Here is a 23288-nt window from a genome sequence, read left to right as displayed (position 1 = left end):
ATAATAAATATTGGGATAGAAATGAATCTGTCTTGCCCTTTTCTATTCCTATTCAAGGGAAAAAATACACAGTAATATCAACATCCTTTAAGATAAAAGTGACCAAACCCAATACAAAGGAGCGATATTACCATGACAGACCAGGTATCATATAGTCCGTCGATTTAGAAAATAAAAAAACACGCAACCCAACTTCCTTATTTCACCGCACTATATCCATAACTTTCCAACAATCCTTGGACCGTTTTTAGGGAATAGGTGTCATCATACACCTGCGAAATTTCATTTATATCATTAACATCCACATTTCTATATTTATCTATTAAAATGTTACTATATCCTACAACTTCAATTAGTTCTCTTTTTTTATTACCATTAATAACAGACTGTTCAACCGAATATACACCTAATAAAGTCCCATCCTCATCATTACGTTGCAAAGCATCAGTATCGTTATCCCTATCGTTGCTATTTCTACTATCTTTGGTAGATCCTCTATAATAAAAACCATCAAAATGAATTTTGGAAGCAATGGCGAAAGCAGAAGTCGAATCTGAACTTTTGTATCTCGTATTGACGCTCTTCATAATCATATCTTTGACATAATCTATATTATTAATTTCCGCCACATTTTGAGCAGCATTTTCTAATCTACTAACAGAATAAACACTTGTTCGTTTTCCTTTAAATAAAAAACCATTATTCGCCAACACGTCCACGGCATTCTTACTCATAACAAGCGATACATTTTCTCCATTTTTTAAATCCTTATTATTTTCAACTTTAAAATCATCCCTTGTTAATCCTGTAGCAACATCAAAATTCGTTTCTACTTTTGCATGCCCCTTTCCATTTGCACCGCTAAAAAATAAAAAGACATGTTTCTTTATATCAACATTAGTAATCCTTTTGCCTTTTTTTAATCCAGAGACTTTAAATTTTTTAGATGATTTTTCTTCTAATCCCTTACTCTTATTTGGATTTACAGATACAGATACTTTTATCTTATCTCCATTTGATAAATCACTTGTTTTATCAATTTTTATTTTATACGAGCTTAACAAATTATTAATTTTCTTGGTAGTCTCATCATCTACCTTATCTCCATCCATATCCACATTGTAAAGGTCTTTTACTAAAGCCTTTTCATTCAGGGAATAGTCCGCTTCTCCTTTTGAATTTATCCCTGTGTAGGACACATCAATATACTGTGTTAAATCTGTTTTCCCACACCCCGCAAGCATTAATAAACATGAAACAAAAACTAACCCAATAACTATTCTCTTCATTCAAATCCCCCTTAATTTCACAGTCTAATTATAGCAATATCGTACCAATATAGCTATTACGCATAGTAGGGTTATCATCAGAACTTTCATCATTTCAACAAAAAGACACGTTTTCAAAAAAATATGTCTTTTTTTACTCGTAAAATAAATGCAATACTTCCATTCATTCCTGTAACCACTATTTATCCAAAGAATTCATAGGAGGGATTAATAATTGAACCAAAGTCTTAAAACGTGGCGCTTATGGCTTTCAATGCTTCGAAAGATTCCGAGCCAAACACTTTATTCAAGATTTTTACATTTCTATAAGTTAAGAAGAGGCACGAGCTGTTGACTATCTAACTCGTACCATGATATTTCACCCCAACAATTGACATAGAGCCGATATTTTCATCCCAAAAATCGGTATAGATCCTACAAAAAAGCCCCGAACCAGCCAATAAAGACTAATTCGGAGCTTTGATTTATTTATTATTTAGCGTTGCCGCCTTTGTTTCCGCCGCCAGAGCCAGCTTTGCGATCGTTGCTGTAACGACGTCCGCCGCCATTTCCAGCGCCTGAACCGCCTTTGCCGCGATAACCGCCGCCTCCGCCTTTGCGATCTCCACCGCCAGAGCCACCACGATAGCCGCCTTTACCGCCTCCGCGATAGCCGCCGCCACCTTTGCCTTTACCGCCTCCGCCTTTTCCTCCGCGATGAGGTAATGGACGTTCTTCGGAAATATGGACTGGTGTTTGGTCTGGTTCTTTCGATAACAGTTTCAACATTGCTGCTGCGATATCTGTTGGATCGTATTCTTCTAGTAATTTCGTTGCTACTACTTTATAGTCAGCTAGGCTGTCTTCGCGAACGATATCGCTAATTTTTTCAGTAGCTACGCGCAATTGACCTTCGAATGCTTCGTCCCATGTTGGTGGTTGAAGTGGTGTCATGCGTTTTTTCGTAGTATCTTCCACGATTTTTAGGTAACCCATTTCACGTGGTGATACGAATGTTACTGCCATACCTTCTTTACCGGCACGACCAGTACGTCCAACGCGATGGACATATGACTCTGGATCTTGCGGAATATCAAAGTTATAAACATGTGTTACACCAGAAATATCTAGACCACGTGCTGCTACATCTGTCGCAACAAGGATATCGATTTTTCCTTCTTTAAACTTACGCAATACGCTCATACGTTTCGCTTGGGTCAAATCACCATGAATACCTTCCGCAACATAGCCACGCATGTCAAGCGCGCGAGATACTTCGTCAACACGGCGTTTTGTACGACCAAATACGATCGCAAGTTCAGGTGCTTGTACGTCTAAAAGTCTAGAAAGAACATCAAATTTCTCTCTTTCGTTTACTTTCACAAAGAATTGCTCGATTAGTAGAGCTGTCATTTCTTTTGCTTTTACTTGTACCAATTCTGGGTTTTTCATGAAACGTTCTGCGATGCGTTGGATTGGTTTTGGCATTGTTGCTGAGAATAGCAACGTTTGACGCTCGTCTGGAACTGTTTTTAGGATCGACTCGATATCATCGATGAATCCCATGTTTAGCATTTCATCTGCTTCATCCAATACTAACGTTTCTACGTTTTCTAGACGCAACGTTTTACGGTTGATGTGATCTAGAATACGTCCTGGCGTACCAACAACGATTTGTGGATTTTTCTTCAATGAACGGATTTGACGGCTGATGTCAGAACCGCCGTATACTGCTAAAACGTGAAGGCGTTTGTCAGATGCTAAGCGATATAGCTCTTCTGAAACTTGAATCGCAAGCTCACGTGTTGGCGCGATAATGAGCGATTGCACCCCTGTTTTTTTAGTGTCAATTTTGTTGATAAGTGGCAAACCAAATGCTGCCGTTTTACCTGTACCTGTTTGTGCTTGTCCAATAATATCTTTACCTAAAAGACCTAGTGGAATTGTTTTTTCTTGGATTGGGGTAGCTTCCTCAAATCCCATTCTGTTTACTGATTTAACAATTAGCGGATCTAAACCGAACTCCGAAAACTTTGTCAATGTCATTTCTCCTTTAAAAATAAGTTTTTTTGGGAGAGCACTTTCTCATCTTCATCATCTTTACTCATCGTTTTAATTCATCTGGTTAATGCAAGCAAGTTGTTATTAACTGAAACTTTAATGCCCGCATATTTCATTTTTCTGCAATAGAAAAGCTTGGATAAACCAAGCATATGATTCACGACATAATGGAGGCTGGGAGCAAACATCAACGCCGACAAGCGATCGATTCAGTCCACAGTCTCTTACGCAAAAAATAAAAAAGCCCTCTAATAATAATGTAGGCTTATCGTAAAAACCTAATTAACTTCCACAAATCATCATAACATGAATTCCTTGTGTTTTCAATGATTATACTCGATTTCAGTGTGATATTTGCGTTTTATTTTTGAGTATGCGCATACATTGAAGTGTGTACGCAATTTGGCACTTATAAAAAAGTAGCTTGCAACAACTTAAATTGTCGGAAGCTACTTTTAGATTAGTTTGTAGTGTATTTTTTGATTAGTTTTACAAGGAGGACAATGAGTAGTATGAAAATCATGAGTATGAATGATTGGACTGCTCTTAAAAGCAAGGCGCCCAGTATATCAGAAAGTTTAGTATCCATGAGTAACATGATATCAACAAAACTGCATACTACGAAAAGTGATATCCACGTTATCCATAACATTTTTTTCATGTCAGTACTCCTGCGTTCTTGTTAATGCTTCTACAATATCCTTTAATCCCATACCGTAAGAGCCTTTGACCATGATGTACTCGTCTCCGGTAACTTGTGCTAATATTTCGGTTTTAAGCGCATCTTTCGTCTCGAAGTAGAACACATTTTCTTCGCCCATTTGCTCTGCTGCAGCTTTTTTGAAGGCTTCGATGTGATTTCCGTATGCAAAAACTTTATCGATGCTACCTTTTTCGATGGATTTTCCGGCTTTGTAGTGGAACAAATCTGCGTCCTCGCCTAGCTCAAGCATATCCGCCACGACGACAAATTTCTTTTTATCGCCAGCGTTTAGATGCATGAACGTTTTTAAAACAGCCATTAGTGCGGTTGGGCTGGAATTATATGCATCGTTTAGAATATCGCTACCTTTTGCGCCGACCAGCCATTCTAAGCGGCTATTGGAGCGCTCCATATTCGCCAAAGCTTCTTTTACATCAAGTGCTGAGATACCGAGTTCGTTCGCGGCTAACATTGCTGCCATTGTATTGAAAACGTTATGCTCCCCAACGATTGGCACGAAAATTTCGACCTCTGGTGCCATATTTGTCGTGAAGGACGTGCCCTCCATTTCTGTACGCATCATCAGCGGGTGTAAATCGCCTTTTTCACCAAAAGTGGCGACGCGATATTGATCGGTTATTAGTGGTTTCAGAAGTTCCTCTTCACTCGGATAAATCAATAAACTAGTGGACGCCAAGCCTGCTGTTATCTCCATTTTTGCTTTAGCGATTTCTTCACGTGATCCTAAATGCTCCAAATGCGCCTCGCCGACGTTCGTAATTAGCGCGATATCTGGATTCACAATTTTTGTAAGGACTTCGATTTCGTGACGATGATTCATCCCCATCTCAAGCACTGCAACCTCTGTATTCGCAGGCATGCTAAGAATCGTGAACGGTAAACCGATGTGATTATTAAAATTACCGCCAGTTTTATGTACGCGATATTTCGATGATGCGATTGCTGCCATAATGTCTTTCGTTGTTGTTTTGCCGTTACTTCCGGTGATTGCGATTGTTTTTGGATTTACCTCATTTAAATATGCTTTCGCCAAGTCTTGTAGCGCCGTTAATGTGTCTTCCACCATCAAAACCGGAACACTAGCTGGCGGATTCGGCACGTCTTTTTGCCAGAACGCCGCGCTTGCTCCTGCTTCATGCGCATCTTTCACAAACGCGTGGCCATCACGAGATTCACCGACAAAAGGTACGAATAAGTCACCCGTTTTGATTTGACGCGTATCGAAACAAACGCCTGTTAACTCGATGTCACGCCATTCACTTACATCATTTAGAATAGAAATCATATCTGCAATTTCTGCTATCGTTTTTTTCAATTCGTCACCCTCCAAAATTCCGAGAAAAAGAGTATGGGACATAACCCAGATAAATCGGCGACAAGCGTTCGCATTGTTGGGGTTGTTCGAAATGGAATGAGTTACAACCCCAATATGCCTATGAGTATCACGAATAGGCGTTCCTTCAGTGGATTTAGAATAAGGATGCGGTACATCTTTAAGGTTCTGCTACACACGAGCGGCTACGCTTAACTTCTTACATGGTCGAGGAAATTAGCCTCTCCCTGTTTTTGTTGTGGTTCTTTGAAGCAAAGCGAATTAGAACCTCAATATGCAGAGGAATGCAGTGAGTCTGCCTTCCCCATCCTCATTCCACCAAATCCCTTGAATACAAACGCTTTCGCTCGATTTGTATAAAGCAAAATTTTTCGTCCTACCCGAAGAAATGGGAGGGCGCTTTTGCTTTATATTGAGTTTGTCCCAGCTTCTTCCTCATTCTGATTAACCTTCTAATGTATATTTCAATTTATTTTTCGCATCATGTCGTTCTTTTGCCAGCTCAACCAATTTCACGATCAGCTCGGAATATGGCAAACCTGTTTCCTGCCAAAGTAGCGGGTACATGCTGTATGGCGTAAATCCTGGCATCGTATTGACCTCATTTAAGAAAATCTGATTATCGTCTGTGACAAAGAAGTCCGCGCGCACAAGTCCACTACCATCAAGACCGAGAAAAGCGCGTTTTGCATAATCCACCAATTGATCATAAATCGCAGAATCAAGCTCTGCTGGAATTGCCATCACCGTGTCATTATCTTGATACTTCGCCCGGTAATCATAGAAAACCGCCTCCGCACCTTTTGGAATGATTTCTCCTGCAACAGAACAAGCTGGCGTATCATTACCAAGAACGGCAATCTCCACTTCACGAGCAACAACGCCCTGCTCCACAACGATTCGGCGGTCGTAACGAAGCGCCTCCACCATGGCCGCAACAAGTGTCGCGCGATCCGTTGCCTTGCTGATTCCCACACTCGAACCAAGATTCGCTGGCTTCACAAAAACCGGATACTCGAGCGCCGCCTCAATTTTTGCAACCATCTCGTCTTTTGTTTCTTGCCACTCGATCGCGCGAACCGGTACAGCTGGAACTTGCGGAATGCCCGCATCAGCGAACACCATTTTCATCACAATTTTATCCATTGCCGCCGCTGAAGCCAAGACTCCCGCTCCAACATAAGGTAAATTCAGAACCTCTAGCAAGCCTTGTACCGTGCCATCTTCACCGTTTGGCCCATGCAATAATGGGAAAACAACCATCCTGTCCATGTCCCCTTCTTCACGTAAAGAAGCTGGACTAACCGCTAAGCCATGCGATGCTGCATCTTTTGTTTCCGTAAGCCTCAAAACATCCTTCTGTTCGAATCGCAATTGCTCCACAAAGTCCAATTTCTCAGTCAGAGCCGGTCCTTGCACCCAGTCGCCCTCATTCGTTATGTAAATCGGTTTTACTTCAAATTTATCGAATTCCAGCGCATTAATCACTGAAAAAGCCGTCTGTAAGGAGATTTCGTGTTCCGCCGATTTCCCACCATATAAAAGCACTAATTTTGTCTTCATGATACCCCTCCGTTTACTACCTAAATCAATACAATCTATTTTAACACGTTTTTGATGGAATAACAGAAAAAGCACCGAAAAAATTTCTCAGTACTCAAATCTCTAAAGTTTAGTCTTTAATGTCTAATCTCTAAATCCCCGATACCCCGCCGTATCCTAAACGTGGCGACAAATGCTTAGATTCTAGGCAAAGCCGAGCATCGGAGCGGAGCGTACGATTTGTACGTGAGCACCGAAGCACAGGCTTTAACGACGAAGCTGAGCGTTTGTCGCCACGTTTAGACCCCGCTGGTGAGTTTTAGGCCGATAACTCCTGCAACAATTAGTGCGATGAAGAAGAGTTTTAGCGCACTTTTTTTCTCCTTAAAAAGCAACATTCCCATCATAACTGAGCCAACCGCACCAATACCGGTCCAAATCGCGTAGCCCGTCCCAATCGGAATCGTCTTCAAAGCAAGTGAGAGTAAGAAAAAACTCGCAATCATAAATAGAATCGTATAAACGGAATAATTTAGCTTCTTAAACCCTTCTGAAAGCTTCATCATCACGACAAAAGCCATTTCACAAAGTCCAGCAAGCAACAGAAAAATCCATGCCATCACGCGTCACCAGCCTTTTCATCCGACTTAGCGCCGCCATCTACCAATTTCAGACCAATAATCCCTGAAATCAGAACAATCAGCGAGATAATTTTCCAAAGATTTGCCGATTCATTCAAAAAGAGCATACCAATAATCGCCGTTCCTGCTGCGCCAATCCCTGTAAAAACAGCATACGCCGTGCCAATCGGAATCTTACGCATCGCCCGCGCGAATAAATAAAAACTGACGATTAAAAACGCAATCGTTAACAAACTCCATCCTAGCCTACTAAAGCCGTGCGCTTCTTTCAAACCGAACGCCCAAACGATTTCAGACAATCCAGCGAGCATTAAATAAATCCATGCCATCACTTTTTCCTCCTAGATACTGGGATGTCCCAAATTTGTTGAAAATACGATCTATCACGTATCCGAAAGGTCATCCTCTCTTTCTTACAATAACGCTGCCAATGCTTCCCATGCTGCGTCGCGCCGTTTCGCGAAATCCTCGACACCATAGATTTCATGCTCCAAGCTCAATCCATCAAGCAAACAATAGAACACATAAATCCATTTCTCCTTCTGCACCGCGTCTAGCTCCTGGCCTAAAATCGCACCAATAGATTCTGACGTCATCGCTTCATACGTGGTCATCTCCTCACGCATCTGTTTTGCGAGTGATTGAGGTGGAAAGAAAATCGCGCGTTGGAAAAATCGTTTCACATCAGGATCCACACCAAAATCAGTGACTTTATAGAAGAAAGCGCGCAATTCTGCTTCCATCGTGCCATGTTTTTCCTTCGCAACTTCTTCTAGCATCACCAATTCGTGTCGCATCACATCTCGATAAATTTCCAAAAACAACGCTTCCTTCGAGGCAAAATGCGCGTAAATCGATGGCGTCTTAATTCCAACCGCCTTCGCAATTTCCGATAGCGCCGTTCCCTCATAACCCTGCTCTGCAAAAAGTGGTAATGCCGCCTCTTTCAATCGCTGACTTGACATACGAAACCCCCTAACTAACATTCATTAGTTTTATTATAGCAATAAAAATAGTTTACGTAAACCTAGAAACTCTAGTTTTACGTAAACTGTCGCATAATTTGTCAAAAAGGCGTATTATCCATCAATAACAGACCATTCATTTTGTTTCATATCATAGATTAAATGGGCAACCACGTGCTCATATTCAATTAAATCATTCGAACGCAACAACTCTTGCATATCGTCTTTTAAATTCAAGCCAATTGGCACCTCAATCTGATTCCGCGTCTTCACCGCATCGTCAAACGAAATACATGCCCCCTCCCGGAAATACTCCGCGAACTTCTTCAACAAATCTGTTGGTATATCAGCAATTTTTTTCCGTTTCATAAATGGAAGGACGATTTTCTCTGTTGTCATCTGCATCATATTTTTCCAAATCGCATAGCCAAGTACATGATAAAACTGGTCTAAATTGCGGTAATAGACCTTATTATAGCGTCCATCCTCTTTCGTTAAATAAACGAAATTATTTTGTAGTTTGTAGTAAAATGGGGAGCGTAAATGCCTACCAGTATGTGCCAAATAAAGCAACTCCGCCACTTCTTGCGCTGTTAACTGATTCACTAAATCAAGATCTTCAAAATCTACCCAGCAAAAATCTGCATATTGCGAAACTGGCGCCTTCTTCAATTCCGATAAATCGTTCACTTCACTGTAATGAAAAGATGTATGCGCATTGAAAGATGCCTCTGGAAATTGATGCTTTAACAACAAAACATTTTGAGGCGGGGTCATGACACCATTCATAAAATCACAAAATGTAATACCGCTCGTCACAACATTATTTATCACATTATCCATATGTACATAAATCGTTTGCTGCTTCAATATCTCTTTTTTCATTGCCTCACTCACCCAATTTCTCATATTTCTATCCTCTTTCGCGCAACTATACGTCTATCATACAACACTTATGTCAAAATGTATGTGTCAATTGATTCAAATCTTAGTTACTAATTGATGACAGACTCGGGCAAAAAACGTTTATCGAAATTAAATCCATATAAAAAAGCCGATATGCAGAATACCGACTCCAAAATGTGTCTATGTAGTTCAACGAATGCCTAGCTTCACAATGTTCAAATTGTTTTTTTGCAGATTGCGCCAAATGTCATTTCTGGATTTGGTCTTCTCTACAAAAATACCTTTTTTCTCTAATTGTTGGATTACCTTATTCAATACATCTTTATTTTCTTGCAAATGGTATCACTCCAATCGCTTTTTACAAGTTATCCCGTTTGTATTTTCTCTATAGGTTCACTTTAACACAAAACCGCTGACAAAAATACCCCTATTTCAAAAAATATCTCTTATTTACGAATTATTTTTTATTTTTAAGTCCTGTAAACGGTTTAAACCCGAATATTATACATCAAAAGGGACTTTTTTAAGAAATTTTGTTACAATTAGAAAATACGAAGGAGTGATGAACATGGCGATTTCACAGGCCAAGAAAGCGCGAATGAAGCGTGTTAGAGAAGGAAAACTGGATCCGGCGATTCATAGAAGTGCTTTTGCAACGTTGGATTTACGGACGAAACGAACAAAAACAAAGCAAGCGAAAATGAATCAGAAAAAATACAAGCCCTCTTATTCCAATGCGGAACAGGATAGCTTGTATTTTTTATTTGTCTAGCCTTTTAGATGGCCGTCTTCTATTCTGATAACGCGGTCAACCAAGTCCAGTACGCGCTCGTCATGAGTCACCATGATTGCTGCTTTGTTATTTCGCTTCACTTCTTGGGCAATCATTTGCACCACTTTATGCCCCCGACTCGCATCTAGACTTGCTGTTGGTTCATCAGCTAAAATCACATCTGGATTGTTCATCAAGGATCTCGCAATCGCAACACGTTGTTTTTCACCGCCTGATAAGCTTTCTGGATAATTATGTTGGCGCGCGGTAAGTCCTAATTCGCTGAGCAATGTGTCTGCCTTTTGTTTCGCTTGGCTACCACGATGACCCGCCAACTCAGCAATAAGTAGGAGCTGATCACGAACATTTAAATACGGAATCAGATTCGCGCCTTGGAAGATGAAACCGACTTTTTCAAGACGAATTTCTGTTAGTGCTTTGTTGGAAAGTTGGCTGAGCTCTGTGCCACCTATCGTTATTTCTCCAGCTGTCGGTGATAAAAGCGCCCCTGCGATGGATAAAAAGGTACTTTTCCCAGCACCCGACGGACCGACGATTGCGACGAATTCTCCTTGTGCGACTTCTAAAGATACATTTTTCAAAACCTCAACAACCTGATCTCCGTCTTGATAACTTTTAGAAATATTTTTCATCGTTAATGTCATTAGATTGCCCTCCCAATTGCTTCTAGTGCGTCTACTTTAGCCACGCGGTAAAGTGATAGCATCGATCCAGCTACGGCCACGGCAAGGAATAAGACCGAGCACCCGATGGCGAGTAGTGGGCTGAGTGTGAATGGCATACTAGCTGGCAAAATCGCGGCTAAACCGAACGTTAATCCGTTCCCAATGAGTAGACTAACGACTGATAAAAAGACGACTTGACTGACAATGCTTCGTCCGAGGTACGCGGTTCTTGCTCCGACAGCTTTTAAAACGCCAAATTGATTGATTTTCTGAATCGTGATGACGTAGAAAAAGGCGGCTAAAACAAAGGCGGCAATGACGAATAAAAAGGCGATCATCATGAGTAGCGAACCTTGTTCTTCGGAATATCCCGGAATGCCTTGAAGCACCTCTTTGCTCGATGCCAGTTCTAATTTTCCGAGCGATAAACTCTCGGCTTTGCTTTCTGAAACATTTAGCGCGACCGCTGTATATTCACCCTTGGCTGCTTGATTCGTTTGATGAATCATTTCCCAAGCGTCCCAACCGACAAAAATAACGGGGGAATGGCTAAATGTATTATTTTTCGTAAAAGCGGTAATTTGGAACACGTTTCCTGTTGCGCTATCCTTTATTTCACTTTTCAATTTGTAACCTGATTCTTTCAATGAGATATCTGCTATCACCTCGTTTTTTGTTTGAGGCGCTTTTCCTTCTGTGATTTCCGGTTTCATGAAGCTACTCTTATCGATGCCAAAATAAGTAATGTCTGTTTTCTTGTCTTTCGCAGGTGGCGTTACCGTCCCCATTTGCACGCCAAGGTTCGTACTATCCGATTTCCCGACTTGTTTTGCAATCTCCTCTGTCTCCACCGTGGTTAAGTTCGACCTCGTTAAGCGATTATCCGAGTCTTTCTGCAACACGTAATAGGTCGCTTGATTCGATGAAATCGCGGCTCCGTTATCATTTGCGAGCCCATTTGCTAAACCCGTGACAAACAAAACGAGCCAAGCGATCAACACCATAATAAGCCCTATTAAAAAATAGCGTAGTTTTGCATGTTTCAATTCTCTTAACGCCAAAAACATTCCGTTCAACTCCTCTATAAGATCTTACACTTAGTTTAAAGGAGTTTTGTAAACGGAATGTGAATCGGATTTTACAAATTTAATTTTTAGGAAGAATGATAGTGAATTTCGTGCCTTCGCCTAGCTTACTTTCGACGAGGATGGTTCCGTGGTGTAACTTGATAATTTTTTGGCTGATGGATAGGCCTAGACCACTAGATCCTTCCTCGCGGGACCGGCTTTGATTGGCTTTGTAGAAGCGGCGGAATATGTTAGGGATTTCTGCCTCGTTTATCCCGATACCGCTATCCTCGACTTCTACGCACACATCATCGGTCGTTTCATAGAGCCGAATCTTGATGGTGCCTCCTTTTGGTGTAAACTTAATCGCGTTTGTTAACAGGTTGGACCAGACTTGATAGAGCAATTCCGCGTCACCACTGTATGCCACATCTGCCAACTCAATATCCATCGTTAATTCCTTGGCACGCCAACTCCATTCGGTCATTTGCAGTAGTTGGCGCCATTGTTCTTCCAACTGAAATACATCTTTTTTACGCAACTCGGCTTCTTGATCCAATGATGCGAGAGTTAGTAGCTGCTTCGTCAAGGAAGATAGGCGCATCGTTTCCTCAGATAAAATGGCCAAATATTCCGCTCGTTCTGCGGTTGTCAGTGTTTCTGAACCAAGCAATGTCGCGAATCCTTGCATAGATGTAAGTGGTGACTGCAATTCATGCGACACATTGGCAACGAATTCTTGGCGCGCAGCCTCCGATTTCTCCAGTTCCCCGGCCATTTTTGCAAAGGAATCGGCGAGCTGGCCAATCTCATCTTTGCGCCGAACTTGTAAGCCCACATCATAGTTTCCCTTGCGAATCTGCTTCGTCGCGTTCGTCAATTTTACAATTGGATTCACGATATAGCGCCCACTAATAAGTACGAACAAAATACTGATAACCGACGTAAAAATGAGAATCATCGCAAAAAAGATCCGCAACTCGCCAAATTGCCGTTCTGGGTCTTGTCGTAAAAACAGCGCCATCGTTTTCCCATCTGATTCCACTGGCACACCAATCGTATTTCGAACATCATTATCGAAAAATCCCGTGATGAAAAGGCCTGTCTGGAATGAATCGATACCGTGATATGTCTCGCCAGCTAGCACTTTTTGCACTGTTTTTGGCGGCAAATAGGTTTCTCGGAATTCACCACCGAAATAACGAGAGGTCGCGTCGCCATCCGTAAGGTATAGTTCATAACCAAGCGTACCAACGTTTTCAAGATAGCTGTCCAATGAAATCGTATCGTTAGTCTGATAGAATTGCTGAATCGATGTTGCCATATCGGTGATTTTTTCGTCGTTAAATGGTTTTAGCTTCACTTGGTAATAAATATTAGCGAAAAAGAAACCCAGTAAACTGCTGGAAAGAATGACAACAAGCATCGTAATGACAATTCGGGTGTACAGCGATTTCATATTGTCTCCTCCAATTTGTAGCCGACACCGCGCACCGTCGTAATCCGAATGCCGTCTTTTGTTTCATCAAAATGATCTCGTAACCGCTTAATATGTACATCTATCGTCCGATCACTGCCATCGTAATCACGTTGCCAAATGCGTTCGAGTAGTTCCTCTCGTGTGAAAATACGTCCTGGATAGCTCGCAAGCTGGTAAAGTAGCTCGAACTCTTTGACGGGAATCATTCTTTCGCGGTTGCCGATCGTGATGCCATAACTCTTTTGGTCGATGGTGATATTGCCAATTTTAATTTTTACTTCGCTTGATTGATTGGAACGTCGTAACAAAGCCCGAATCCGAAAAACGAGTTCTTGGGGCTCGAATGGTTTCGTGATATAATCATCGGTTCCAACTTCAAAACCGCGTGCTTTATCGGCTAGCGCGTCTTTTGCCGTTAGCATAATAACCGGGATATCTGGATAACTCGCATACATTTTTTCGCATAGTTCAAAACCGTCCATATTGGGCATCATGATATCGATTACCGCCAGATGGACTTGTTGCTTTTCAACGATGATCTCAGCCTCCGCACCATCGCTTGCCTCAAGTACGTGGAACCCTTCCGCCCGTAAGCAATGCCCCACCAATTGGCGAATATGCCGATCGTCATCTACCACTAAAATTTGCTTCATCTTCCTCGCTCACCTGACCCGTCCTACTTTTACTGCATCATATCAAAAAATCCGCCACAATGCCAAAATTTCGCGAAAAAAAATCATGTCTCGGGTGATGGAGACATGATTTTCAAACTATAATACTTTTTCTAAGAAGCTGATGGTACGTTCATGTTGTGGTGCGTCAAATACTCGCTCTGGTGTACCTTCTTCGACGATATAACCGCCGTCCATGAAAATAACTCGGTCACCAACTTCTTTTGCGAAGCCCATTTCATGCGTGACAACAATCATCGTCATGCCTTCTTTCGCTAAATCCTTCATAACGCCCAGAACTTCGCCGACCATTTCTGGATCGAGTGCTGACGTTGGCTCATCAAAAAGCATGATATCAGGATTCATCGCGAGCGCACGGGCAATCGCGACACGTTGTTTTTGTCCGCCAGAAAGTTGGCTTGGTAGCGCGTCTGCTTTATCAGATAAGCCGACACGTTGCAGGAGCGCTAGACCCGTTTTCCGAGCTTCTTCTTTCGATTGTTTGCGTAATTCTGTTGGTGCAAGCGTGATATTTTTCAAAACAGACATGTGCGGGAAAAGGTTGAAATGCTGGAATACCATCCCAATGTTTTCGCGTACTTTGTTGATGTCTGTTTTTTTATCGGTAATCTGGAAGTCGTCAACGATTACATCGCCAGCTGTGATTTCCTCGAGGTTATTCATGCAACGCAAAAATGTACTTTTTCCAGAACCAGACGGGCCGATGACGCAAACTACTTCGCCTTCTGCCACTTCGAGATTAATTCCTTTTAAAACTTCATTTGTGCCGAAGCTTTTCTTTAAGTCGGTTACTTTTAGTTTAGTCATTATTTACCCTCCGTTCCATCACGTTCGATAGTTTCGTCAAGGCGGTGATGACAATCAAGTACATGATTGCAACAATCAGCCAAATAGTGGACGATTCGAATGTACGCGCGATGATGATTTTACCAGATTGTGTTAACTCGACAAGACCGATAACACTCATGATAGACGTATCTTTCAAGGTGATAACGAATTGGTTGATAAACGACGGGATCATGACGCGAATCGCTTGCGGCAAGATAATTTTGATCATCGTTTTGCCGTATGGTAAGCCGAGCGAACGACCCGCCTCCATCTGACCTTTATCGACAGCTTGAATTCCACCGCGGATAATTTCGGTAATGTAAGCCCCCGCGTTTAAACTCAAGGTGATGACTGCGGCGACGGTAGCATCCATTTTAAAGCCCATCGCTTCGGGAATCCCAAAATAAATAAAGAATGCTAGGACGATTAGCGGAATACCGCGGAAAATGTCGACATAAACCGTTGCGATACCGCGCAATACTTTGCTGCGACTCACTTTTAGGAAACCGAAGACAAGTCCTAGAATTGCTGCAAAAACGAGCGAAATGAGCGTTAATTTAATCGTGTACCAAAGACCTAGAAGCAAGGCTGGCGCGCTTTCGATAAGTAAATCCCAGAATGATTGTGGTTTTACGTCGCTTCCAATATAGCGGTCAATGATTTCTTTGTATTCACCACTTGCTTTGATGTTCATTAGCCCAACGTTGAATTTCTCAAGGAGTTCTTGATTTTTGCCTTTGTTGACTGCAAAACCGTATGAATTACCTTTTTCTTTTTCCGTGACGATGTCGAGGCCATTGCCTTGTTTTACGCCGTAAGCGAGTACTGGATAATCATCGAAACACGCGACAGAATTGCCAGTTCTAACATCTGCGTACATGCTTGCCGAGTCATCGAATGGCACGAGTGTGTAGCCGTATTTTTCTTTATTGGCATCTGCAAAAGCATAGCCTTCCGTTCCTGTTTTGACAGCGACTTTCTTGCCGCGTAAATCTTCATAGGATTGAATCGAATCGTCGCCTTTTTTGATCGCCATGACGATGCCTGATTCAAAATAAGGATCCGAGAAATCGAATTTTTGCTTGCGTTCATCGGTAATACTCATTCCTGCGATAACGCCATCCACTTGATTACTCGTCAACGCTTGAACCGCCGCATTAAACCCGAGTGGCTTCACGTTATACTGAAAATCTTGATCTTTGGCGATGGCTTTCAGGATATCCATGTCAATCCCAACAAGCTCGCCTTTCTTATTCTGAAATTCAAACGGCGCAAAAGTTTCGTCTGTCCCGATTTCATACACTTTTTGTTCTGCTGCCTGCGCTGTTGGTACAAAACTACCTGCAACCATTGCGAATACTGCCATAAATGCCAAAAGTAAAAATAGTATTTTCGTCTTTTTCATTATTTCCTCCCCATTTTGCAAGTATGTATATAAATTATTTCTGTACTTTTGATGCTGTAAAAAACATAACACATCCTCGATTTTATCATAATGTAACCTTATTGAAAATACCCTATTCGGATAAGGTTTAGTGGAAAACATCAAAAACCTCGGAATAATCGCGCTATTCCAAGGTTTTTTCATGTCTTTCGGTTTATAAATTTTGTTAGGCTTCGTCGCCCCAGACATTTTTTGCAATCGCTACAACGTGTCCTAATTTTGCCCATTGTTCGTCTTCGGTAAGGATATTTCCTTCTTCTGTTGATGCAAAACCGCATTGTGGGCTTAAGCAAAGTTGGGAAAGTGGGACGAACTCGGATGCTTCTTTAATTCTTGCTTTAATAGCGTCTGGGTCTTCTAGGCCGCCATTTTTTGATGTGATAAGGCCGAGAATAATTTTCAAATCTGGGCGCTTGACGTAGCGTAATGGAGCAAAATCGCCAGAACGGTCATTGTCATACTCTAGGAAAAAGCCATCGATATTTAGACCGCCAAACAGGGTTTCGGCAACGGGTTCATAGCCACCGGAAGCAATCCATGTCGACCGGAAATTGCCACGGCAAATGTGCATTGTGATCACCATATCCGCTGGTTTTTCGGAGATGGCCTCGTTGATTAGATTTTTGTACGTTTCTTGTAAGGCATCTGGGTCAAAACCGCGTGAACGAACGACTTCGCGTTGCTCATCGGAACATAAATAACTCCACGATGTATCGTCAAGTTGCAAATAACGGCAACCCGCATCGTAAAAAGCTTGAATCGCTTCTTTATAAGCATTCGCCAAATCTTGAACGAACAGCGCATTGTCTGCTAAATACGGCGCGTACTCCATATCCCCGCGGTAGTGCAACATCGCTGGACTCGGAATCGTCATTTTTGCAACGGCGTCGTCTCCCGCAATGCTATGTAAAAACTGATAGTCCGCAAGCATCGGGTGGTTGCCAAATCGAATCGGCGCTACAATTTTGACGGAGTGTGTTTTCGTTTGGACGTTGGCGAACTGAATGCCATCCTGCGCGTCATATCCTTCCACGCCATCCAATCCCTCTAGAAAATCGAAATGCCACCAAGCGCGGCGGAACTCGCCATCGGTCACAGCTTTCAGACCCGCCTCTTTTTGTTTAGCCACGATATATTTGATTTCTTCATCCTCAATCGCGCGTAGTTCTGCGTCGTTTATTTTGCCTGATGCTTTGTCTAACCTTGCCTGCTTGATCGCTTCCGTTCTTAAAATACTACCAACCTGATCTGCTTTAAATGGTGCTTTTCCCATAATATCCACTCCAATCCCCAAATTTGAAAAAACCGAACCTTTTTACAAGGCTCAGCTTTTTATTCTATGCTTCTGCGATTACTTCGATTTCAATATCCGCGTCATTCGGTAATTTAGCCACTTGAAAAGCGCTACGTGCCGGGTAATCTCCTTCGAAAAACGATGCATAAATCTCATTGACCGCGATAAAATTACCAAGGTCTTTGAAAAGTACGGTTGTTTTGACGATTTTATCTAGGCTTGAACCGCCAGCTTCTAGCACCGCTTTGATGTTCGCGAATGCTTGCTTTGTTTGTGCTTCCACGCCTGCCACCATTTCACCTGTTGCGGGATCAATGCCTAGTTGCCCTGATGCATAAATAAAACCGTTTACTTTTACCGCTTGAGAATAAGGTCCCAACGCTTTTGGTGCTTGATCTGTATGAATTATTTCTTTTGTCATGTATGAAATCCTCCTAAATTCTGTTTATGTTAGTATTGTATGTCAATTCAGATAGTTTTGCAATCTTTAAATAGGCAACTTATCACGGAAATCATTCCATCGTTCGAGAATAAGGTGTTGCACTTGGCCTGTGACATCGTGTACATTCGACATAAATACTTGGATAAGTAAATACATGCCGAGCAACGTTATGATTGTAACGGCTACAAATACTAAAATACTAACCCAATACACATCGACGCGTGATTTTTCATAATGTCCGATAATAAAATACATGATTGCGTATGGCAGAAATAATAAGGCCATCATGCAGAGTAGCACGGAGATAAGCACCGAACCGAAGCTTGTCATGATAATAGATACAATCAAAATAACAAGCGGGAACGTGATCATACCGCCGATTCCTGCAGCGCTTTTCATGAATGTCACTTCTTTAATCCCCATAATATAGCGTATCGCGACCCAAGCAACGGTGATATTTAGCAACATTAAAATCAAGATATACAGGAAAACTTGTCCCGAAGAAACAAAAATGGCGGTAACTATTTTTTGTAATATCGGATACTCTTGCATCGCGTTTAGTATTAATCCCTTCATGTTCCAGCTGTACTGCAAAGATAGTCCTATGACAAATAATAATATGTGAAATAATCCAAATACCCCTTTTTCCTTACTTGCTTGCATACTTGTTTTTACTGGTCGAACAATTGTCATCCCCACATACGAAAAATAATCTCGAATCATCTCAAAACTCACTCCTTTTTAAATATGATATAATTATAACTTGTCGCCATTCATTTGGCACTTTTAAAACATTTTTTGTTAAGGAAACAGGAGGAAAATCATGTTTATCACATTACTTATTCTATATTATGCGGTTATCAATAGTATCGGTTTTGCGACCATGGCTATCGATAAACGAAAAGCAATCAAGCATCAATGGCGCATTCCGGAAGCTACACTTTTACTCGTTGCCTTTCTCGGTGGTGGAATCGGCTCATGGATTGGTATGCATACTTGCCACCACAAAACGCATAAATGGAAGTTTAAAATTGGCGTTCCTTTCTCGATTGTCCTGCATATTGGCGCCATCCTCTATCTTATGACTTATTTTAAGTAGCTTTATCACAAGCGCCGAAGTTGTTTTCTACCCCCACTATCCTTTAAAATAAAACTATTCGAGAGGGGTTTTTAATGATGAGTTTTAATCTTATTTCCGTAGAAGAATTAGAGAGTCGTTCTGCAGAGAACATTATCGATGTGCGTGACACGGACGATTTCAACGCCGTTCACATTGAAGGTGTCCGCAATATTCCGCTGATTGGCTTGCCAAATTTTGTAGATGAATTAAATCCAAACACCATTTACAGCGTGATTTGTTATTCCGGTAAACGCTCTACACAAGCATGCGAATACCTAAGTGCACGCGGGCTCCAATGCGAAAATGTCGTCGGTGGCATGAACGCTTGGCTCGAAAAAGAAAACTAAGACAAGAGGTACGCCACATTTGCGGAAAAAACCGTGTCTGGCGTACCTCTTTGTTTTGTGTTATTTCCCTTTTCCAATTCGACTTACTAGTTTGCCAAGTTCCATCAAAATCACAGCGGCAAGCGCAAGTCCTGCAGCAATTCCCCACTCGTTTAGACCGAATGATGCTGGAATCGAGAAGACTTCACGCGCACCTGGAAGTATCGTCACGCCATAAAGCACAAAACATACCAATACAGCGTAAATCACGTATTTATTACTGAAAAATCCTGCTTCAAATGCAGTTTGCTTATTAGAACGTGCCGCAAAAGTTTGCAATGTACGAGCCAAGATCAGCGTCGTAAATGCCATCGCAACGCTAATTTCAGGCGAGTGTTGCAAGCCGATATATTGCGAAATAATAACCGCAACCCCAATCAAAACACCACGCGTAATGACTGCCTGCATCGTTCCGCCCGCAAAAATGCCTTCTTTAATATCCCGCGGTTTACGCTCCATCACATCTGGCTCCGCTTTCTCCATTCCGAGTGCTATCGCTGGCAAGGAGTCATTGACCAAGTTGATAAACAGCAGTTGCAGCGCCGTAAACGGATTAATCCAGTCAAATACTAACGCAAAAAGAATCGCAATAATCGCGCCTAGATTCCCAGCAAACAGGTACGCAATCGACTTTTTAATATTATCAAAAACAGTACGGCCGACTTCCACCGCGCTTACAATCGAAACGAAATTATCATCCGTCAAGACCATCGCCGAAGCATCTTTGGCAACATCGGTCCCACTTCCCATCGCCACACCAATATCGGCTTGCTTCAAGGCCGGCGCATCATTCACACCATCCCCCGTCATCGAAGTAACCTTCCCTTTTTTCTGCCAAGCTTTCACGATTCGAATTTTATTTTCAGGAGACACCCGGGCATAGACCGAAATATGTTCCAGTTTTTCATCCAGTTCTTGCTCCGATAACGCATCGAGTTCTTGCCCAGTAAGCGCGATGTCATCCGGTTGCATCAAGCCAATGTCGCGTCCAATCGCCTGCGCCGTTGTCTTATGATCCCCAGTAATCATCACCGTGCGAATCCCAGCCTTTTTCGACTCCTCAATCGCCGCATAAACAGCTTCACGCGGCGGATCAATCATCGCCGTCAAACCAACGAGCACCAAATCATGCTCATCAGCCAAATCAACATCCGACTGCGAACCGTCCAAACGCTTATACGCATACGCCAAAACCCGTAACGCCTGATTCGAAAAGTCCTCATTCGCCTGCATCAAGGTCGCCTTCAATTCCTCTGTCAACGGCTGCTCCTTACCATCCAAAAACACTTGGCTACAGCGCGCAAACACGACATCCGGTCCACCTTTTGTCAGCATCGCTTTTTGCCCATCAAATGTATGCACCGTCGACATCAACTTCCGTTCCGAATCAAACGGAATCTCCGCCTCACGCAAATAACGCTCCCGAATCTCGTTGTAATTCTTATTGTTCTTATTACTAAACGCGATCAGCGCAACCTCCGTCGGGTCCCCAAGCTCGAGACCCTCCTCATTAATATTCGAGTCGTTACAAAGCACCGCGATATGAATCAAACGACGCTCACCCTCCGACCACGTATCCGGCGTATCCGGGAAAACTTCCTGCGTCCCATCCGGCAAATAATAATCTACCACCGTCATTTTATTCTGCGTCAACGTCCCCGTTTTATCCGTACAAATCACGCTCGTCGAACCAAGCGTCTCCACCGCCGGCAACTTCCGAATAATCGCGTGCCGTTTTGCCATCTTGTTCGTCCCAACAGACAACACAATCGTCACAATCGACGACAACGCCTCCGGAATCGCCGCAACAGCCACAGCCACCGCAAACATAAACGCATTCAAAATCGCTTTCGTCATGTCTCCACTGCCGCCACCAAGCCAAGCACGCCCAGCCTCAATCGCGAAAATCAAGATACACAACAGCAAAATCCCGACACCCAGTTTCTTACTAAAGCTCTCCAATTTTTGTTGCAATGGCGTCTGTTTCGCCTCAGCACTCTCAAGCAGTCCAGCAATTTTTCCGATTTCCGTACCGCCACCCGTTCCAGTCACGACAAAAGCACCACGACCATAAACCGTCAGCGCGCCACTGAAGACCATGTTTTTCCGATCCCCAAGCGCCACGTCCTCCGAAATCACCCGAATATGTTTTTCGACCGCCTCCGATTCCCCCGTCAACATGCCCTCGTCCACTTTAAGCGAACCACTTTCAAAAATCCGCCCATCCGCCGGAACAAAATCCCCAGCATCCAGCAAAACAATATCGCCGACAACGAGTTCCCGCGCAGCAATCGTCAACTTCTCACCGTTCCTGATCACCTTAGCCGCGGGTGCCGACATCTCTTTCAGCGCATCAAGCGACCCTTCCGCCTTCCTCGTCTGCACAACACTAATCACCGAGTTCAGAATCAGCACCGCAAAAATAATCAGTGACTCCACAACCTCGCCAATCAAAATCTGCACAAACGCCGCTGCAAGCAAGACAATCACCATCGGATCCTTAAACGTCTCCAAAAACAGTTTCCATAAAGGATCCCGTAACTTGTCTTTCAACTCATTATAACCATCCCGCTCCAACCGTTTCGTAACCTCAGCCGTCGTCAACCCAGTTTTCGCAGAAGTTTCTAACTCTTCTAATACCTTATCCGCTTCCTCTTGATATCTCTGCATCCCCAAACACCTCTTTTTTTACAGTATATTACCCATTATACCCGAAAAACCCCATTTTCAAATCAAAAAACCACGAAATCGCGAAAAACACCTTAACTAAAGATAAAAACTAGGCTCCTCAAAGAAAGCACCCGATAGTATGTTCTGAGGTGGTATAGTCTTCCGCTCTCGTCTAGCTTTCTTCTTTTTTGGCAGATTGTTGCAACCCTTTCCATAATTGGATATAATTAGCTTAGTGAATGCATCTACAAAAGAAGGTGGAAGAATGTCAAAATATGATGCTGAAATTGCAAGTGTGCAACAATCCATTACAGGGCAACAAGAAAAGATACGAAGATTAGAAGAACTCGCTACAAAAGTACAAAGAAAAGGCGAACATGTTGGAAACCTGCCAACTCGTCAACTTGATTTGCCACAAGATTTCTGGCAAGATACATCTGATAGCGTGATACGGCAAGTCCTTCAAAGGCGACTTCAATTTTGGAATAATCAAAGCACTGTTGTCAGTGACCTTGTACGAGAGATACGCATAGAAATCAATCGTGCACAGAATCAAGTGAGTGATTTTCAAGCAGATTCGCGCTACTACACCAATCTAAAACAACTGGAGGAAGAAGCCAATGTCTGATATACACGTTAATGAATCGGCAATATTACAAAGTACGAGCCAGTTTGCAGGGAAGCAACAAGTTTTCTATAAAAAAGCCTCCGCTGCTGCTCGTAAGAATCAATTAGCATCAGCAACTAAAATACAAGTAATCATGACCAAAACTGATACCCATATGGAGCAATTACAGCAATTTGGTGATCGTACAACACAAGATATTGAAAAGAATTGTGCAGAATTTGTAAATGTAGATAAAAATATATTAACAGATATTGAAGTTACGTGGGTGTAGAATAAAAGTTGGACAAAAGATGATAGAATAAAACATATCAAATACATCGGAGGAATTTGTTCAATGAA

Annotated in this window: 24 protein-coding genes; 5 read left to right on the top strand and 19 right to left on the bottom strand. The window is 42.4% G+C overall.

Annotated features, from left to right (window positions below):
- Window positions 1–197: 197 nt before the first annotated feature.
- The 9 genes from HCJ66_RS12975 to HCJ66_RS12935 all read right to left on the bottom strand — a co-directional run bounded on the left by HCJ66_RS12975 (window position 198) and on the right by HCJ66_RS12935 (window position 9776).
- On the bottom strand, window positions 198–1289 hold the full coding sequence (locus tag HCJ66_RS12975; protein WP_187133517.1) for a hypothetical protein: 1092 nt from the start codon (window positions 1287–1289) through the stop codon (window positions 198–200).
- A gap of 471 nt (window positions 1290–1760) precedes the next feature.
- Window positions 1761–3308 (bottom strand): degradosome RNA helicase CshA, encoded by a 1548-nt coding sequence (gene cshA, locus HCJ66_RS12970; protein ID WP_187133516.1) that lies wholly within the window; start codon window positions 3306–3308, stop codon window positions 1761–1763.
- Window positions 3309–3991: 683 nt separating this feature from the next.
- Window positions 3992–5368, bottom strand: coding sequence for a UDP-N-acetylmuramoyl-tripeptide--D-alanyl-D-alanine ligase (locus HCJ66_RS12965; protein WP_187133515.1), 1377 nt, complete (start codon window positions 5366–5368; stop codon window positions 3992–3994).
- Between the two features lie 462 nt (window positions 5369–5830).
- Window positions 5831–6949, bottom strand: a complete 1119-nt coding sequence (locus HCJ66_RS12960) for a D-alanine--D-alanine ligase (protein ID WP_187133514.1) — start codon at window positions 6947–6949, stop codon at window positions 5831–5833.
- Window positions 6950–7227: 278 nt separating this feature from the next.
- The gene (locus HCJ66_RS12955) at window positions 7228–7548 is read right to left on the bottom strand and encodes a DMT family transporter (RefSeq protein ID WP_187133513.1); all 321 of its coding nucleotides are present in this window, start codon (window positions 7546–7548) and stop codon (window positions 7228–7230) included.
- Window positions 7548–7898 carry a DMT family transporter gene (locus HCJ66_RS12950; RefSeq protein WP_036079683.1) on the bottom strand — a complete coding sequence of 117 codons (351 nt, stop codon included), beginning with the start codon at window positions 7896–7898 and terminating at the stop codon, window positions 7548–7550. The genes HCJ66_RS12955 and HCJ66_RS12950 overlap by 1 nt, the downstream gene beginning before the upstream one ends.
- 84 nt (window positions 7899–7982) lie before the next feature.
- Window positions 7983–8534: a TetR/AcrR family transcriptional regulator gene (locus HCJ66_RS12945; protein WP_187133512.1), complete on the bottom strand. Its 552-nt coding sequence runs from the start codon at window positions 8532–8534 to the stop codon at window positions 7983–7985.
- A 114-nt stretch (window positions 8535–8648) separates the two neighbouring features.
- Window positions 8649–9419: a hypothetical protein gene (locus HCJ66_RS12940; protein ID WP_187133561.1), complete on the bottom strand. Its 771-nt coding sequence runs from the start codon at window positions 9417–9419 to the stop codon at window positions 8649–8651.
- A 210-nt stretch (window positions 9420–9629) separates the two neighbouring features.
- Complete coding sequence (locus tag HCJ66_RS12935) at window positions 9630–9776, bottom strand: Lmo0850 family protein (RefSeq protein ID WP_181676135.1); 147 nt, start codon at window positions 9774–9776, stop codon at window positions 9630–9632.
- 232 nt (window positions 9777–10008) lie between these two features.
- Between HCJ66_RS12935 and HCJ66_RS12930 the strand changes: the two genes are divergently transcribed.
- Window positions 10009–10212: a hypothetical protein gene (locus tag HCJ66_RS12930; RefSeq protein WP_187133511.1), complete on the top strand. Its 204-nt coding sequence runs from the start codon at window positions 10009–10011 to the stop codon at window positions 10210–10212.
- Here HCJ66_RS12930 and HCJ66_RS12925 read toward each other — a convergent pair.
- The 9 genes from HCJ66_RS12925 to HCJ66_RS12885 all read right to left on the bottom strand — a co-directional run bounded on the left by HCJ66_RS12925 (window position 10209) and on the right by HCJ66_RS12885 (window position 18868).
- A complete protein-coding gene (locus tag HCJ66_RS12925; protein ID WP_187133510.1) occupies window positions 10209–10877 on the bottom strand; it encodes an ABC transporter ATP-binding protein in 669 nt (222 codons plus the stop codon). The two genes, HCJ66_RS12930 and HCJ66_RS12925, sit on opposite strands and share 4 nt — an antisense overlap.
- The gene (locus tag HCJ66_RS12920; RefSeq protein ID WP_187133509.1) at window positions 10877–11965 is read right to left on the bottom strand and encodes an ABC transporter permease; all 1089 of its coding nucleotides are present in this window, start codon (window positions 11963–11965) and stop codon (window positions 10877–10879) included. Before HCJ66_RS12920 ends, HCJ66_RS12925 begins: the two co-directional genes overlap by 1 nt.
- Window positions 11966–12044: 79 nt before the next feature.
- Window positions 12045–13424 carry a sensor histidine kinase gene (locus HCJ66_RS12915; protein ID WP_187133508.1) on the bottom strand — a complete coding sequence of 460 codons (1380 nt, stop codon included), beginning with the start codon at window positions 13422–13424 and terminating at the stop codon, window positions 12045–12047.
- Window positions 13421–14098, bottom strand: coding sequence for a response regulator transcription factor (locus HCJ66_RS12910; RefSeq protein WP_187133507.1), 678 nt, complete (start codon window positions 14096–14098; stop codon window positions 13421–13423). The genes HCJ66_RS12915 and HCJ66_RS12910 overlap by 4 nt, the downstream gene beginning before the upstream one ends.
- Window positions 14099–14215: 117 nt before the next feature.
- Window positions 14216–14944, bottom strand: a complete 729-nt coding sequence (locus HCJ66_RS12905; RefSeq protein WP_187133506.1) for an amino acid ABC transporter ATP-binding protein — start codon at window positions 14942–14944, stop codon at window positions 14216–14218.
- Window positions 14937–16331 carry an amino acid ABC transporter substrate-binding protein/permease gene (locus tag HCJ66_RS12900; RefSeq protein WP_425489671.1) on the bottom strand — a complete coding sequence of 465 codons (1395 nt, stop codon included), beginning with the start codon at window positions 16329–16331 and terminating at the stop codon, window positions 14937–14939. Before HCJ66_RS12900 ends, HCJ66_RS12905 begins: the two co-directional genes overlap by 8 nt.
- Before the next feature lie 244 nt (window positions 16332–16575).
- Complete coding sequence (locus HCJ66_RS12895) at window positions 16576–17682, bottom strand: 5-methyltetrahydropteroyltriglutamate--homocysteine S-methyltransferase (protein WP_222717503.1); 1107 nt, start codon at window positions 17680–17682, stop codon at window positions 16576–16578.
- Between the two features lie 64 nt (window positions 17683–17746).
- Window positions 17747–18124: a RidA family protein gene (locus tag HCJ66_RS12890; RefSeq protein WP_187133504.1), complete on the bottom strand. Its 378-nt coding sequence runs from the start codon at window positions 18122–18124 to the stop codon at window positions 17747–17749.
- Between the two features lie 66 nt (window positions 18125–18190).
- Window positions 18191–18868, bottom strand: coding sequence for a hypothetical protein (locus tag HCJ66_RS12885; RefSeq protein ID WP_187133503.1), 678 nt, complete (start codon window positions 18866–18868; stop codon window positions 18191–18193).
- 100 nt (window positions 18869–18968) lie between these two features.
- Between HCJ66_RS12885 and HCJ66_RS12880 the strand changes: the two genes are divergently transcribed.
- Both HCJ66_RS12880 and HCJ66_RS12875 read left to right on the top strand, forming a co-directional pair.
- Complete coding sequence (locus tag HCJ66_RS12880; protein ID WP_187133502.1) at window positions 18969–19244, top strand: DUF1294 domain-containing protein; 276 nt, start codon at window positions 18969–18971, stop codon at window positions 19242–19244.
- A 74-nt stretch (window positions 19245–19318) separates the two neighbouring features.
- A complete protein-coding gene (locus tag HCJ66_RS12875; RefSeq protein WP_246438680.1) occupies window positions 19319–19612 on the top strand; it encodes a rhodanese-like domain-containing protein in 294 nt (97 codons plus the stop codon).
- Between the two features lie 60 nt (window positions 19613–19672).
- On the opposite strand, the gene HCJ66_RS12870 is transcribed toward HCJ66_RS12875, so the two are convergent.
- The gene (locus HCJ66_RS12870) at window positions 19673–22321 is read right to left on the bottom strand and encodes a cation-translocating P-type ATPase (protein ID WP_187133501.1); all 2649 of its coding nucleotides are present in this window, start codon (window positions 22319–22321) and stop codon (window positions 19673–19675) included.
- 265 nt (window positions 22322–22586) lie between these two features.
- On the opposite strand from HCJ66_RS12870, the gene HCJ66_RS12865 reads away from it, so the two are divergent.
- Entirely contained in the window at window positions 22587–22949 is a 363-nt protein-coding gene (locus tag HCJ66_RS12865) for a hypothetical protein (RefSeq protein WP_187133500.1), read from the top strand.
- A complete protein-coding gene (locus HCJ66_RS12860) occupies window positions 22942–23220 on the top strand; it encodes a hypothetical protein (protein ID WP_187133499.1) in 279 nt (92 codons plus the stop codon). Before HCJ66_RS12865 ends, HCJ66_RS12860 begins: the two co-directional genes overlap by 8 nt.
- The last annotated feature ends 68 nt before the right edge of the window (window positions 23221–23288 follow it).

The organism is Paenilisteria portnoyi (assembly GCF_014322795.1).
Classification (GTDB): domain Bacteria; phylum Bacillota; class Bacilli; order Lactobacillales; family Listeriaceae; genus Listeria_A; species Listeria_A portnoyi.
The sequence above is the reverse complement of the archived record's forward strand: the minus strand, read 5'-3'. Positions and strand labels throughout refer to the sequence as shown.